The following is a 14150-nucleotide window of genomic DNA, read 5'->3' as shown; positions in this document are numbered from 1 at the left end:
GGGCCGGCCCCCGGCGCCGCGCGCGTCGCCGCGCCCGGCGGGCCCGCCCGCCGGCGGGCCGCCGCCGAGCGCCCGCCCCCGTCTCCGCCCGCGCCGGCTGGCCGCCGTCGTCGGTCTGCTGCTGCTCGTCGTGCTCATCGCCTGGCCGGTGGGCCTGCTGCTGTGGGCGGGCGGCAAGCTGCAGCACACGCCCGCGCTGTCCGGCGCGGCCGACACCCCGGGCACGACGTACCTGCTCGCCGGCTCGGACGCGCGCGGCGACGAGGGCGGCATCGCCGAGGACGGGACCGAGGGCCAGCGGACCGACACGATCCTCCTGCTGCACGTCCCGGACAGCGGGCCGACCGCGCTCGTCTCGCTGCCGCGCGACACGTACGTCGACGTCCCCGGCCACGGCGGCTCGAAGCTCAACTCGGCCTTCGCGTGGGGTGGTGCGCCGCTGCTCGTGCAGACCGTCGAGGGTCTCACCGGGCTGACGGTCGACCACTACGCCGAGATCGGCATGGGCGGCGTCGCGCACGTGGTGGACGCCGTCGGCGGGGTCAACCTCTGCTACGACGGTGCGGTCGACGACCCGGACTCGGGCATGGTGTGGACGCCCGGCTGCCACGACGTCGACGGCACGCAGGCGCTGGCCTTCGCGCGCATGCGCAAGGCGGACCCTCAGGGCGACGTCGGCCGCGCGCTGCGCCAGCGCCAGCTCATCGGCGCCGTCGTGGCCAAGGTGTCGCCCGGCGCGCTCGCCGTGCGGCCGGGCGCGCAGGTCGCGCTCGTCGACGCCGGCACGGGCGCGCTCACGTTCGACGAGAGCACCGGCGCACTCGACGTCGCCCGCCTCGCCCTCGCGTTCCGCGCGGCGAACGGCCCCGAGGGCATCACCGGCACGCCGCCCATCGCGACCATGGACTACCGGCCCGGCGGCATCGGCTCCGCCGTGCTGCTGGACGAGGCGGCGACGCCGCCGTTCTTCGCCGCGGTGCGCGACGGCACGCTGCCCCCCGGGCCCGTCGGCGGCATCCCCGCCGGCTGAGCGCCGACGATCCCGAGCCGGCCCGCCTCGTCGAGGGCGCGCGGCCCGTGGTTGAGACGGGTCAGCAAGGCGTCGCGGGCGCGCACCAGGCCACGCTCGCTCGCGCGGCGCAGCGCGGGCGCGTACGGCGCCTCGACGAGCCGGTGCACGAGCCACGCGAGCGCCAGCGAGACCGCCACCGCGGCGGCGACGGCCGCCCACGCGGGGACGCGCCCGGCCACGAGGCCGATCGTCCACAGCCCCCAGTACTGGTGCACGAGGTACAGCGGGTACGTGAGCGCGCCGGCCGCGACGACCCACGGCCGGTCGACCCGGGCGAGCGGTGTCAGCGCGACGAGCGCGACCAGCGCCACGCAGGCCGCGACGCCCACGGCGAGACCGGCCGTGGACGGCGCGATCCCCGTCACCCGCTCGAGCACGGCCGCGCGCGACGGCGTGACGAGCACGACCGCGAGGGCCGTGTTCGCGACCACGGCCGCCCACGGCAGCACCCGGTGGCCCTCGCGGTGCACGAGGAAGAGCGCCATGCCGGCGGCGAACAGCGGCGCGTAGTCGGCGATCAGCAGCGTCGCGAGGTCGTCCAGGCCGAGGCGCGCGGCGAGCAGCGCGACCGGCGGCCACAGGAACGCGACCACGAGCACCCGCCGCCGCGTCACCCCGAGGAGCACGAGGACGCCGACCAGCAGGTAGAACCGCAGCTCGGTCCAGAGCGTCCAGTACACGCCGTCGACGTGCGGCACGCCGAGGGCCGACTGGAACATCGTGAGGTTGACCGCCACCTGCCCCGGCGTCACGTGCTTGCCCTCGGGCCACACGACGAGCAGCAGCAAACCCGTGAGCAGCACCGCCACCCAGTACGACGGGTAGAGCCGGCCGATCCGCGACGCGACGACCGCCACCGTCGTCCGCCCCCACGCCGTCATGAGGATGACGAAGCCCGAGATGACGAAGAACAGCTCCGGGCCGAGCGACCCGTACGACGTCCACGCGGCGACCGGTCCGACGAGGCGGTCCTGATCCGGCCCCCACACCGAGGCCTGCCGCGCGGTGAAGTGGTAGACGACGACCGCGACCGCCGCGAGCAGGCGCAGGGCGTCGAGCGCGACGAGCCGCGGGCCGCGCGGACGCTCGGGAGGCGCGCCGGGGCCGGCGGCCGGCGCGGCGGGGCGGGGCGGGGCCGACGTCACCCCACGACGGTAGGCACGCGCACACGCCCCCGCACCGCGAGGGCCGGTGCCCGGCGCGGCCGGACCCGCGCCGTGCCGCGCCCGGGTGACGTCAGGCCGTGAAGCCGGTCGGCGGTCGCTGCGCGAGCCCGCGCAGCCGCTCGCCCTTGGCGTCGGCCTGGGCACGCAGCCCGTCCTGGAACGTCGTCATCGCCTCGCGCAGTCGCAGCGCCTCCGCGTCCGTGCCGGCCGCCAGGACCCGCACGGCCAGCAGGCCCGCGTTGCGCGCGCCGCCGACCGAGACGGTCGCCACGGGCACGCCGGCGGGCATCTGCACGATCGACAGCAGCGAGTCCATGCCGTCGAGGTGCGCCAGCGGCACGGGCACGCCGATCACCGGCAGCGGCGTGAGGGCGGCGAGCATGCCCGGCAGGTGGGCCGCTCCCCCGGCGCCGGCGACGACCGCCCGCAGGCCGCGGTCGGCGGCCGACCGGCCGTACGCGACCATCTTGTCGGGCTGGCGGTGGGCCGAGACGACGTCGACCTCGACGGGCACGCCGAACTCGCCGAGCGCGTCGGCGGCCGCCTGCATGACCGGCCAGTCGGAGTCCGACCCCATGACGATGCCGACCAGGGGCGTGCCGCTCATGCCGTTCCTCCGTGGTGGGGTGCGGACGTCTCGCCGCGCAGCAGCGCGACGGCGGCCCGTGCACGGGCGCGGACGTCCTCGAGGTCGGGGCCGCTGACGTTGACGTGCCCGAGCTTGCGCCCGGGCCGCACCGCCTTGCCGTACAGGTGCACCTTGGCGCCCGGGTCCGCCGCGAGCACGGCGGGCAGCGCGTCGGTGGGGTCGTCGAGGTCGCTGCCGAGCAGGTTGACCATCACGGTCCACGGTGCACGTGCCGCGGTGCCGCCGAGCGGCAGGTCCAGCACGGCGCGCAGGTGCTGCTCGAACTGGCTCGTGACGGCGCCGTCGATCGTCCAGTGGCCGGAGTTGTGGGGACGCATGGCGAGCTCGTTGACGAGCACGCGCGGCGCGCCGCCGTCCGGGTCGGCCACCTCGAACATCTCGACGGCGAGGACGCCCGTGACGCCCAGCCCCTCGGCGACGCGGCGCGCGACGTCCTCGGCCGCGGCGGCCGTCACCGGGTCGAGGTCGGGCGCCGGCGCGACGACCTCGGCGCACACCCCGTCGCGCTGCACCGACTCGACGACGGGCCACGTGACCGAGGCGCCGGACGGCGTGCGCGCGACCAGGGCGGCGAGCTCGCGGCGGAACGGCACGAGCTCCTCGACGAGCAGGCGCGGACCGGTGCCGTCGGCCGCGGCGGCGAGCCAGTCGGCCACGTCGGCGGCGTCGCGCACGACCCGCACGCCCTTGCCGTCGTACCCGCCGCGGGCGGTCTTCACGACGGCGCGTCCGCCCGACGCGGCGAGGAACGCGGTCAGGTCCCCGGCCGACGCGATCGGCGCCCAGCGCGGGCACGGGACGCCGAGCGCGGTCAGCCGCTCGCGCATCACGACCTTGTCCTGGGCGTGCAGCAGGGCGTCGGGGCCGGGCTGCACGGGCACGCCCGCGGCGGCCACCGCGGCGAGCACCTCGGCGGGCACGTGCTCGTGCTCGAAGGTGAGGACGTCGGCGCCGGCGACGAGCGCCGTCACGGCGGCCACGTCGGAGGCGGCGCCCACGGGCGCGTCCGCGACGGCCTGCGCGGCCGACGAGCCGGGTGCCTCGACGAGCACGCGCAGGTGCACGCCGAGCGCGGTGGCGGGTCCGGCCATCATGCGGGCGAGCTGTCCGCCGCCCACGACGGCCACGGTCGGTGGTGTCACGGGCGACGAGCCTAGCCGTCAGGGCACCGAGGCCTGCACCAGCCGGCCGAAGCCCTGCACGACGAGCGGGCCGTCGTCGGCGGAGACGAACACGGCCTGACCCGACGCGAGCTCGTGGTGACCGTGCGCGCCCTGCAGGCTGCTCGACCCCTCGAGGCACAGGACGATCCGCGGACCGACACCGGGCAGCCGCGCCGGGCGACCGTCGGTGAGCCGCGTGACGGACAGCTCGAAGTCGTCCACCGGCACGTAGAACACCTCGGTAGCGTCGAACGACCGCTCCGGCGCGATGCGGATGGGCGGTGCCGCCACGCAGTCGACGGTCCGCAGCAGCTCGGGGACGTCAACATGCTTGGGCGTCAGCCCAGCACGCAGCACGTTGTCGGAGTTGGCCATCACCTCGACAGCGGACCCGCTGAGATATGCGTGTACGGCGCCGGCGGGGACGAAGCACGCTTCGCCGGGGCGCAGCGTGACGGGGTTGAGCAGCAGGGCTGTGACCGCGCCGGGGTCGCCCGGGTACGCCTGGGCGAGCGTGGACACCGCCCGGTCCGTGCGCGGCGCCGGGGAACCCTCGCGCAGCCGCCGCGCGAAGATCTCGCCCAGCTCGTCGACTTCCGCCGGGGACGGTCGCGTCTCCTCCCCCACGAGCTCGCCGAACGCCGCACGCACGCCGTCCGCCGTCGGGTCCGCCGTCACGACGTCGTGCAGTCGCTGGGCGACCGGGTGGTCGACGCCCCGGAGGATCTCGGCCGTGCGTCGCGCCGCGCGGAAACCGATCAGCGCCTCGAAGTGGCTGAGCGCGTACACGAGCTCCGGCTTGTGGTTCTGGTCCTTGTAGCTGCGCCGCGGGTCGTCGAGCGCGATGCCGCGCTCCTCCTCTGCGGCGTACCCCGCGCGGGCCTGCTCGGGGGTCGGGTGCACCTGGAGCGAGAGCGGCGCGGCAGCCGCGATGACCTTCAGCAGGTACGGGAGCCTGCCGCCGAAGCGCACCGCGACGTCGTCGCCGAGCACGCCGTGCGGGTCCTCGGAGACAAGGCGGTCGAGGGTCGTCCGCGCGCCCTCCGGGCCGACCGGCGAGGGCGCGGAGCCGTGAGCGCCGTACCAGGCCTCGGCGATGGGCGTGCCGTCCGGGACGACGCCGAGCGTCTCCGGGATCGCCGTGGTCGATCCCCATGCGTAGTGCTGCAGAACCGGGTCGATCGCCCGCACGCCACCCTCCCTGCGTCGTCGTGAGGCCCCACCCTAGGCGGCAGGACCCGCCCCACGGACCTACCTGCGGCGGTCGCGCCGCACGGACACCATGGCCCCGCGCGGCAGCACGACGTCCGGTCGCAGCGACGCCGGGACGCCCGACAGGAACAGCGCGAACACCGCCGGGCGGCGCTGCGCCAGCTCGAGGCGACCGCCGTCCGCGTTCGCCAGGTCGCGCGCGAGGGCCAGGCCGAGCCCCGTGCCGGCGCCCGACGTCACCTCGCGCTCGAAGATCCGCGGCGCCAGCTCGTCCGGGACGCCCGCGCCCTCGTCGCCGACCTCGACGACGACCGTGCGCGCCGGCCCGCCCGCGCGCGAGCGGACCGTCGTGGTGCCGGCGCCGTGCCTGAGCGAGTTCTCGATGAGCGTGGCGAGCACCTGCGCGAGCGCGCCGGGCGTCGCGAGCACCTGCGTGGCGGCGTCGACGTCGACGACCAGGCGGCGGCCCGCCGCGGCGAACGTCGGCGCCCACTCCTCCTCCTGCTGGTGCACGACCTCGCGCAGGTGGATCGCCTCCGTCGTGCCGCCCTGCGCGCGCCGCGAGCGCGTGAGCAGGTCGTCCACGACGCGCACCAGCCGCTCGACCTGCTCGAGCGAGATGCGGGCCTCCTCGCGCACCTCGGGCTCGCCCGCGGCGAGCATGATCTCCTCGAGCCGCATGGACAGCGCCGTCAGCGGCGTGCGGAGCTGGTGCGAGGCGTCCGACGCGAACTGCCGCTCGGCCGCCAGCCGCCCCGCCATGCGGTCGGCGCTGCGCGCGAGCTCGGCCGCGACGAGGTCGATCTCCTCGACGCCGGACGGCTCGAGCTGCGGGCGCACCTGCCCGGACCCCAGCTGCTCGGCCGACGCCGCCAGGTAGACGAGGGGGGCGGCGAGCCGGTTCGCCTGCCAGATCGCCATCGCGATGCCGGCGCCGAACGCCACGACGGCGGCCACGACGACGAGGGCGATGACGCGCGCGGACAGCCAGAACACGTCCCACCAGGACGCCTCGAGCACGACCGTCGCCACGGTGTCCGACGTCGCCTCGACCTGCACGGCGCGGCCCTGCACCTGCGGGCCGGCGCGGTACGTCTCGCCGTCGGCGGTCCGCACCGTCACGGACGCGACGGTCCCGCCCTCGACGCCGGTGTAGGGCTCGAGCATGCGGTCGCTGAGCGCGATGTCCTGGTCGACGCGGAAGTCGATCGTGCGCGCGACGGACTCGGCGCGGACCTCGAGCTCGCGCACCTCGTTCTCGCGCACGAGCTGCGCGCCGAGGAACGCCAGGGGGAAACCCAGGAGGACGACGGCCGCCGTGACGGCGGCGATCGTCGCCTGCAGGACGCGACGGCGCACGGGTCAGGCCCGGTCGAGCCGCTCCGCGTCCGGCGCGCCCGCGGTGACGGACGCACCGCCCGCCTCGAACCGGAAGCCCATGCCGCGCACCGTCGTCACGTAGCGCGGCGCGTTCGCGTCGTCGCCGAGCTTGCGCCGCAGCCACGACACGTGCATGTCGAGCGTCTTGGTGGAGCCCGTCGGGTCGGAGCCCCAGACCTCGCGCATGAGCGCGTCGCGGGAGACGACCGTGCCGGACGCGCCGACGAGGACGCGCAGCAGGTCGAACTCCTTGGCGGTCAGGTGCAGCTCGCGCTCGCCCTGGAAGGCGCGGTGCGCGGCGACGTCGACGCGGACGTCCTGCGCGTGCAGCTCGTCCTCGTCCTGCGGGTCGCCGACCGTGCGGCGCAGCAGCGCCCGCACCCGCGCGAGCAGCTCGGCGAGGCGGAACGGCTTCGTGACGTAGTCGTCGGCGCCGGCGTCCAGGCCGACGACGAGGTCGACCTCGTCGGCACGGGCCGTCAGCACGAGCACGGGCGTCGTCAGCCCCTGGCTGCGGATCGCGCGGGCGACGTCGAGGCCGTCCATGTCCGGCAGCCCGAGGTCGAGCACGACGAGGTCCGCGGTCGCGGCGCCGTCGATCGCGCCTTGACCCGTGCCTTGCACGCGCACGTCGTACCCTTCACGACCCAGCGCGCGCGCCAAAGGCTCGGCAATCGCGGGGTCGTCCTCCGCCAGCAGCACCTCGGTCATCGGGCCATGCTAGGTCACGGACTCCCCAGGTCCGCCACCCCCACGTCCCACGGGACGGCGTGCCGCAGGTCACGTCGCGGTCATGTCGCGGCCCGCGGCGTGCGCCCGCAGGGGGACGGTGGCGCGCGCGTCGTCCGACCCGGGGCGCACGCCCGCGCGCCGGGGTCGGCCTACGCTCGGGGCGTGACGTGGTGGGACCGCCTGCTGCGGTGGGAGGAGTCCCACCGCTTCGCCGTCGACGCCTCGGGCGCTGCGGTGCTCTGGCTCGTCATGGGCACGATCGCCGTCGACCTGTCGGCGGCGCCCGCCGCGGCCCACAACGGCACCCGGCTGGCGGCGGCCGCCATGATCGCCCCGCTGGCGTGGCGCCGCACCCGTCCCGTCGTGAGCGCCGTGGCGGTGTACACGGCCGCGCTCGTCCACATGCTCGCGGGTCTCCCCCTCATCTTCCCGGCGGACCTCGTCGTGCTGGTGGCGCTGTACTCCCTGACGGTGCACGGCCCGCGCTGGGCCTACCGGGTGGGCTTCGGCGGCGCCGTCGTCGGCACGCTGCTCATGACCGTGCTGCTCGGCGTGCACGGCGCGTTCTACTGGCCGGCCGCCGTCGTCATGTCGGTCGTCGTCGGCTCGATGTTCCTGGCGGTCTTCGCCTTCGGGCTCGTGCGCCGCAGCCGTCGCGAGCACCTGGAGGCGCTCGTCGACCGTGCCGAGCGGCTCGAGGTCGAGCGCGACCAGCAGGCGGTCATCGGCGCCGCGACCGAGCGCGCCCGCATCGCGCGCGAGATGCACGACATCGTCGCGCACAGCCTGTCCGTGATGATCGCGCAGGCCGACGGCGGCCGGTACGCCGCCGCCGCCGACCCCGCCGCCGCGACGCGCGCGCTCGGCACCATCGCGGAGACCGGGCGTGCCGCGCTCACCGACATGCGCCGCCTGCTCGGGGTCCTGCGCGCCGACGCGGGCACGTCGCGCCCCGGCGGGACGGCCGCGGACGGACCGTCCCCTGCGGGCACGGCCGAACCGGGACCGGCGGGCGCCGCGGCGCTCGTGACGACGCCGCAGCCGGCCGTCGACGACCTCGAGACGCTCGTCGCGCAGATGCGGGTCAGCGGCATGCGTGCCTCGCTCGTGCGCCTCGGGACGCCGCGCCACCTGCCGCCCGGCGCCGGGCTGACCGTGTACCGGATCGCGCAGGAGTCGCTGACGAACGTCCTCAAGCACGCCGGGCCGGACCCGTCCGTCACCGTCATGCTGCAGTGGCTCCCCCGCGCCGTGACCCTCGAGGTCAGCGACGACGGGCGCGGCGCGGCGGCGGACAGCGACGGGCTCGGCCAGGGTCTCGTCGGCATGCGGGAGCGGGCCGCGATGTTCGGCGGCACCGTCACGGCGGGCCCCCGGCCCGGCGGCGGCTACCGGGTGCGCGTGCAGCTGCCGACGCCGTCGTCCGCGAGCACCGGCCCGGCGCCGGCCACGCGCGCGACGGCGGCGCCGCCCGCCCCGGCCCCGGCCAGGTCCACGACCACGGACGACGCCGCGGCCCCCGCACCGCGGCCGCCGGCACCGCAGCCGTCCGCGGCTGCACGCAGCGGGGCGACCGCCGCCCCCGCCCCCACGGAAGGACACCCCGCGTGACCACCTCGGACCCCGGCCGACCCGACCACGACGACCGCGTGCGCGTCGCCCTCGTCGACGACCAGCAGCTCGTCCGGGCCGGGTTCCGCATGGTGATCGACTCGCAGCCCGACCTCGAGGTGGTCCTCGAGGCGGGCGACGGCGCGCAGGCGGTCCGCACGCTCGACCCGGCCGCGCGCACGGCGACCGGCCCCGTCGACGTCGTGCTCATGGACGTCCGCATGCCGACGATGGACGGTCTCGAGGCGACCGAGCAGATCGTCGCGCGCGGCACGGCGGAGCACCCGGCGCCGCGCGTCATCGTCCTCACCACGTTCGACCTCGACGAGTACGTGCTCAGCGCGATCCGCGCCGGCGCGAGCGGCTTCCTGCTGAAGGACGCACCGCCCGAGGAGATGCTCGCCGCGATCCGCACGGTCCACCGCGGGGACGCGGTGATCGCCCCGTCGAGCACGCGGCGCCTGCTCGAGCACCTCGTCACGGCGCTGCCGTCCGACGAGCCCGCGGCGGCCGACGACCCGGCCCACCAGGCGGTCGCGCAGCTCACCGACCGCGAGCGCGAGGTGCTCGTGCTCATGGCGCGGGGACGCTCGAACACGGAGATCGGGCAGGACCTGTTCGTCGCCGAGGCGACGGTCAAGACCCACGTGGGACGCATCCTCGCCAAGCTGGGCGCGCGCGACCGCGTGCAGGCGGTCGTCGTCGCGTACGAGACGGGCCTGGTCCGCCCGGGCGCCTGACGCCCCGGCCCGCCACGACCACCGGGCGCGTCCGCCCACCGGCGGCCGGCGCGTGCGGCCCTGGTATGACACGGGCCCCGCGACGACCCACCGCCGGCCGGACGCGGCGGGTGCCGACCGCGGGCGAGGCTGGGGCCATCGTCACCCGAGCAAGGAGCACCTCCCCGTGGACACCACCGTGCACCGCCCCGCCGAGCCCGCCGACGCACCACCGCACCGCCCCGCGGCGTCGTGCGCGCGCGGCCTGACCAAGGTCTACGGGTCCGGCCCGTCCGCCGTCCGCGCGCTCGACGGCGTCGACGTCGACTTCGCCGCCGGCGCGTTCACCGCGATCATGGGCCCGTCCGGGTCGGGCAAGTCGACGCTCATGCACCTGCTCGCGGGCCTCGACCAGGCGTCGTCCGGCACCGTGCACCTGGGCACGACGGACATCACGCGGCTCGGCGACGACGACCTCACGCGGCTGCGCCGCGACCGCGTCGGGTTCGTGTTCCAGTCGTTCAACCTGCTCCCCATGCTGACCGCGGAGCAGAACGTGCTGCTCCCGCTGGACCTCGCGGGCGCGAGCGTGGACCGCGCGTGGTTCGACACGCTCGTGGGCACGCTCGGCCTCGGCGCGCGCCTGGGCCACCGCCCGAGCGAGCTGTCGGGCGGCCAGCAGCAGCGCGTGGCCATCGCCCGGGCGCTCATCGCGCAGCCCGAGGTCGTCTTCGCCGACGAGCCCACGGGCAACCTCGACTCCCGGGCGGGCGCCGAGGTGCTGAGCTTCCTGCGGCGCTCCGTGCGCGAGCTCGGCCGCACCGTCGTCATGGTGACGCACGACCCGACCGCCGCCGCGTACGCCGACCGCGTCGTGCTGCTCGCCGACGGCCGCATCGCCGGCGACGTCGCCGACCCGTCGCCCGAGTCCGTGCTGGCCGCGCTCGACGGCCTGCGCACGCTCGAGGCGCCCCTCGGGACGGACGGGCACCTCTGATGCTGCGCCTCACCCTCTCCCAGATGCGGCGCAGCCTCGGGCGCCTCGTCGCCGCCGGCGTCGCCATCGCGCTCGGCGCGGCGTTCGTCGCCGCCACGCTCGTCGCGGGCGACGTCATCACGCGCACCGGCTACGACGCGGTCACCGCGTCCTACGGCAGGGCGGACCTCGTCGTGGGCCTGCGGGACGGCTTCACGGACGAGACGCTCGCCGGGCTGCGCGCCACGCCGGGCGTCGACGGGGCCGACCCCGTGCTCCTCGGCTGGACCCAGCTGCGCGTCGGGGCGCGCGAGACGTCCGAGCGGCTCGTCGCCACGCCGTCGGACCCGCGCCTCGCCACCCTCGAGGTGGTCGAGGGCACGACCCCGGCCGCCGACGACGAGATCGCGCTGCCCGCCACCACGGTGGAGCGCCTCGGCACCGCGGTCGGCGACGTCCTCCAGGTCTCCTGGTACCCCCTCCCCGAGGAGGGCGGGGACGTCGACGCGACGGCGGAGCCGGAGCAGGAGACCGCCGAGGTCCGCCTCGTCGGGATCGTGGAGGACCCGGCGGGGGCCTGGAGCCAGTACGGCGGCGCCGGGCTCGCCACCCCGGCGTCGGCGCTGCGCTGGAGCGGCGCCACGACCGTCGAGGAGGCCGCCCCCGAGCGCGTCCTCGTCGTCGCGTCACCCGGCCGCGTCGAGGAGGTCGGCGCCGCCCTGTCCGCGGCGCTGCCCGCCGGGGCCACGGTGCGCACGCGCGACGAGGCGGCCGCCGAGACCGTCGAGGAGCTCGGGAACGGCGGCAACGTCCTCGTCATGGTCGCCCTCGGCTTCGCGGCGGTCGCCCTGCTCGTCGCCGCGCTCGTCATCGCGAACACGTTCCAGGTGCTCGTCGCGCAGCGTGCCCGCACGCTCGCGCTGCTGCGGTGCGTCGGTGCCCGCCGCGGCCAGCTGCGGGCGTCGGTGCTCACCGAGGCCGCGATCCTGGGCGTCGGCGCCTCCGCGGCCGGGCTGCTGCTCGGGGTCGGCCTCGCGCAGCTCGCCCTCACCGTGCTCAGCCGCATGGACGTGGGCGTGCCGCTGCCGTCCACCGTGACGCCGACCCTCGCGGTCGTGCTGCTCCCGCTGCTCGTCGGCACGGCCGTGACCGTCCTCGCCGCGCTCGTGCCCGCCCGCGTCGCCACCCGCGTCCCGCCGGTCGCCGCGCTGCGCCCCGTGGACGCCCCCACGCTGGCCGCCGGCGCCGGCCGAGTCCGCCTCGCCTTCTCCCTGCTCCTCACGGTGGGCGGGGTCGCCGCCCTCCTGGGCGCCGTCGCGCTCGCCGTCGCCGGCGTCGGGGTCGGCGCGATGCTGCCGCTGCTGGTCGGCGTGCTCGGCGGCGCCGCGTCGTTCGTCGGCATCCTGCTCGGCGCGGTGTTCTGGCTGCCGCGGGTCGTCGCGGCCGTCGGCGCGCTCCTGCGCCGCATCAGCCCGAGCGCCCGGCTCGCGGCCGCGAACACCGTCCGCAACCCGCGCCGCACCGCCGCGACGAGCACGGCGCTGATCATCGGCGTCACCCTCGTGGCGATGATGAGCACGGGCGCCGCCTCCGCACGGACCTCGCTCGCGCAGTCGATGGACGAGCGCTACCCGGTGGACCTCGTCGTCCACAGCCTCAGCGGCGAGCGGATGCCGGACGACGTGCGGGACCTCGTCGCCGGGACGAGCGGGATCGAGCGGACCGTCGAGGTCCGCCGGGACCAGGTCCTCGTCGGGGAGCACTACCTGACGGCGAACGTCCTCGACGCGGACGACGCGGCTGCGGTCCTCGAGGACGAGAGGGTCGTCGCGGCGCTGGCCGACGGCGTCGCGGTGCTCCCCGAGTGGACCGGCCTGGACGGCACCGTGACCGTCGAGCTCACCGACGGGGCCGGCGCCCCGGTCGCGCCGGGCACCGACGTGCGCGCCCGGCCCGGCGCGGCGGACGAGGCGTACCTGCCGGCGGCGGCCGGCGAGGCGCTGGGGATCGACACGTCCGAGACCGTGCTCTTCGCCCGGATCGCCGACGGTGCGTCCGCGGGCGCGGTCCTGACCGCGGTCCGGGACGGCCTCGTCGACTCCGAGGTGGACGTCATCAGCGAGGCGGCGTCGCGCGAGGCCGACGAGCGCGTCATCGACACGCTGCTCGCCGTGGTCGTCGGCCTGCTCGGCGTCGCGGTCGTCATCGCGCTCGTCGGCGTGGCGAACACGCTGTCGCTCTCGGTCATCGAGCGGCGCCGCGAGTCGGCCACGCTGCGGGCGATCGGGCTCTCGCGGCGCGGCCTGCGGTTCATGCTCGCGGTCGAGGGGATGCTCATCTCCGGCGTGGGCGCCGCCCTCGGCGTCGGCCTGGGGATGCTGTACGGGTGGGCCGGCGCGGCCACCGTGTTCGGCACGACCGGTGAGGTGCAGCTCGCGGTGCCGTGGTCGGACCTCGCGATCGTGCTGGCCGTGGCGCTGCTGGCGGGGCTCGTCGCCTCGGTGCTGCCCGGGCGGTCGGCGGCGCGCACGCCCCCGGTCGCGGCGCTCGCGGTGGACTGAGGTCGCGCCCCCGGCCCCGGGTGGACGGGTGGCACGGCGCGGGGCGCTCACGTCGACGACGTGGGCGCCCCGCGGCGTGCCGTGGGGTGCTGCCCGCGGCGAGACGGGCCGCGGGCGGGCGTCGCGACCTGGTCCCCGGGTCGTCCCCGCCCGACCACAGCCCCGGTCGCGGCCGTCGCCGTCCCCCGCGGCCCGACGTCCGCCGCCGCCCCGCCGCGCGCGGCGGGACCGTGCCGCGGTGCGCATCTCCCTCCACGGCACCTCTGCTCGCAGCGGCTCCCCCGACGGCACCGGCCTCTCGGCGGCCCCGCAGCGTGCGGGCACGGGCGGCTGGCCGTGCACCGGCACCCGCACCGACGACGGGACCGACGCCCTGGTCGACCCCGGGCTGCCGGCGGGCGCCCTGCGCCGGCACCTCGCGCTGCTCACCGGTGACGCCCGCTGGGCGGCCGGCGCCGCACGTCTGCACGTCGGTCGGAGCGTGCTCGACGACACCCACCCCGCCGGCGTCCCGCCGCTCCTGCCGGGGGCGCGCGCGGGGCTGCGTGCGCTGCCCGACGACCCCGTGGCCGGCGCCGCGCTCGCCGGGGGCCACGTGGCGGTGGTCGCCGGCCCGGACGCCGGGCACGTGCACGGCCTGCCGGTCGGCGGCCGCCTCACCGTGACCGGCGCGCGGGCCGCCGTCGTGGACGACACCGCGCGGGTCCGGGCCGCCGCCCTCGTGCGGGACGCCGCGCTCGTCGGCGTCCGCGTCGACGTGCGGCGCTCGCGGCGCGGCGCGCGCGTGCGCGTGCGCGGTGGCGTGGGCGTGCTGCTGCGGCCCCGTCGGGGCACGTCGCGGCGGGGACCCGACGGCGGTCCGCGTCCGCGGGTCCCGTCCGGCCGCGCGGGCGTGGTCGCCGCCGCCGG

The 14150-nt window shown here is 77.2% G+C and carries 11 protein-coding genes and 1 pseudogene; 6 read left to right on the top strand and 6 right to left on the bottom strand.

Going from position 1 to position 14150, the window contains the following annotated elements; all coding sequences use genetic code 11:
* A partial coding sequence (locus ACFUMH_RS15230; protein WP_378207294.1) for an LCP family protein occupies positions 1–1030 on the top strand: 1030 nt, incomplete at its 5' end.
* Between the two features lie 155 nt (positions 1031–1185).
* Here ACFUMH_RS15230 and ACFUMH_RS15225 read toward each other — a convergent pair.
* The 6 genes and pseudogenes from ACFUMH_RS15225 to ACFUMH_RS15200 form a co-directional block, all read right to left on the bottom strand.
* Positions 1186–2217, bottom strand: a pseudogene (locus tag ACFUMH_RS15225) (acyltransferase family protein); the annotation flags it as partial.
* Between the two features lie 91 nt (positions 2218–2308).
* Complete coding sequence (gene purE, locus ACFUMH_RS15220) at positions 2309–2845, bottom strand: 5-(carboxyamino)imidazole ribonucleotide mutase (protein ID WP_378207291.1); 537 nt, start codon at positions 2843–2845, stop codon at positions 2309–2311.
* Positions 2842–4029 (bottom strand): 5-(carboxyamino)imidazole ribonucleotide synthase, encoded by a 1188-nt coding sequence (locus ACFUMH_RS15215; protein ID WP_378207288.1) that lies wholly within the window; start codon positions 4027–4029, stop codon positions 2842–2844. Before ACFUMH_RS15215 ends, purE begins: the two co-directional genes overlap by 4 nt.
* 18 nt (positions 4030–4047) lie before the next feature.
* Positions 4048–5241: a mannose-6-phosphate isomerase, class I gene (gene manA / locus ACFUMH_RS15210; protein WP_378207284.1), complete on the bottom strand. Its 1194-nt coding sequence runs from the start codon at positions 5239–5241 to the stop codon at positions 4048–4050.
* Positions 5242–5301: 60 nt separating this feature from the next.
* Positions 5302–6621, bottom strand: coding sequence for an ATP-binding protein (locus ACFUMH_RS15205; protein ID WP_378207281.1), 1320 nt, complete (start codon positions 6619–6621; stop codon positions 5302–5304).
* 3 nt (positions 6622–6624) lie between these two features.
* Positions 6625–7353: a response regulator transcription factor gene (locus tag ACFUMH_RS15200; protein ID WP_378207278.1), complete on the bottom strand. Its 729-nt coding sequence runs from the start codon at positions 7351–7353 to the stop codon at positions 6625–6627.
* 183 nt (positions 7354–7536) lie between these two features.
* On the opposite strand from ACFUMH_RS15200, the gene ACFUMH_RS15195 reads away from it, so the two are divergent.
* From ACFUMH_RS15195 to ACFUMH_RS15175, 5 genes are all read left to right on the top strand, one after another.
* On the top strand, positions 7537–8985 hold the full coding sequence (locus ACFUMH_RS15195; RefSeq protein ID WP_378207275.1) for a sensor histidine kinase: 1449 nt from the start codon (positions 7537–7539) through the stop codon (positions 8983–8985).
* Complete coding sequence (locus tag ACFUMH_RS15190) at positions 8982–9725, top strand: response regulator (RefSeq protein WP_378207273.1); 744 nt, start codon at positions 8982–8984, stop codon at positions 9723–9725. The genes ACFUMH_RS15195 and ACFUMH_RS15190 overlap by 4 nt, the downstream gene beginning before the upstream one ends.
* A gap of 166 nt (positions 9726–9891) precedes the next feature.
* Positions 9892–10701 (top strand): ABC transporter ATP-binding protein, encoded by an 810-nt coding sequence (locus ACFUMH_RS15185; protein WP_378207271.1) that lies wholly within the window; start codon positions 9892–9894, stop codon positions 10699–10701.
* Positions 10701–13241 carry an ABC transporter permease gene (locus tag ACFUMH_RS15180; protein ID WP_378207268.1) on the top strand — a complete coding sequence of 847 codons (2541 nt, stop codon included), beginning with the start codon at positions 10701–10703 and terminating at the stop codon, positions 13239–13241. Before ACFUMH_RS15185 ends, ACFUMH_RS15180 begins: the two co-directional genes overlap by 1 nt.
* 238 nt (positions 13242–13479) lie before the next feature.
* On the top strand, positions 13480–14150 hold a 671-nt coding region (locus tag ACFUMH_RS15175; protein ID WP_378207265.1), incomplete at its 3' end, for a hypothetical protein.

Origin of the sequence: Cellulomonas sp. NPDC057328 (assembly GCF_042667215.1) — a bacterium.
GTDB lineage: Bacteria > Actinomycetota > Actinomycetes > Actinomycetales > Cellulomonadaceae > Cellulomonas.
This window is presented reverse-complemented; position numbering and strand designations above follow the sequence as displayed.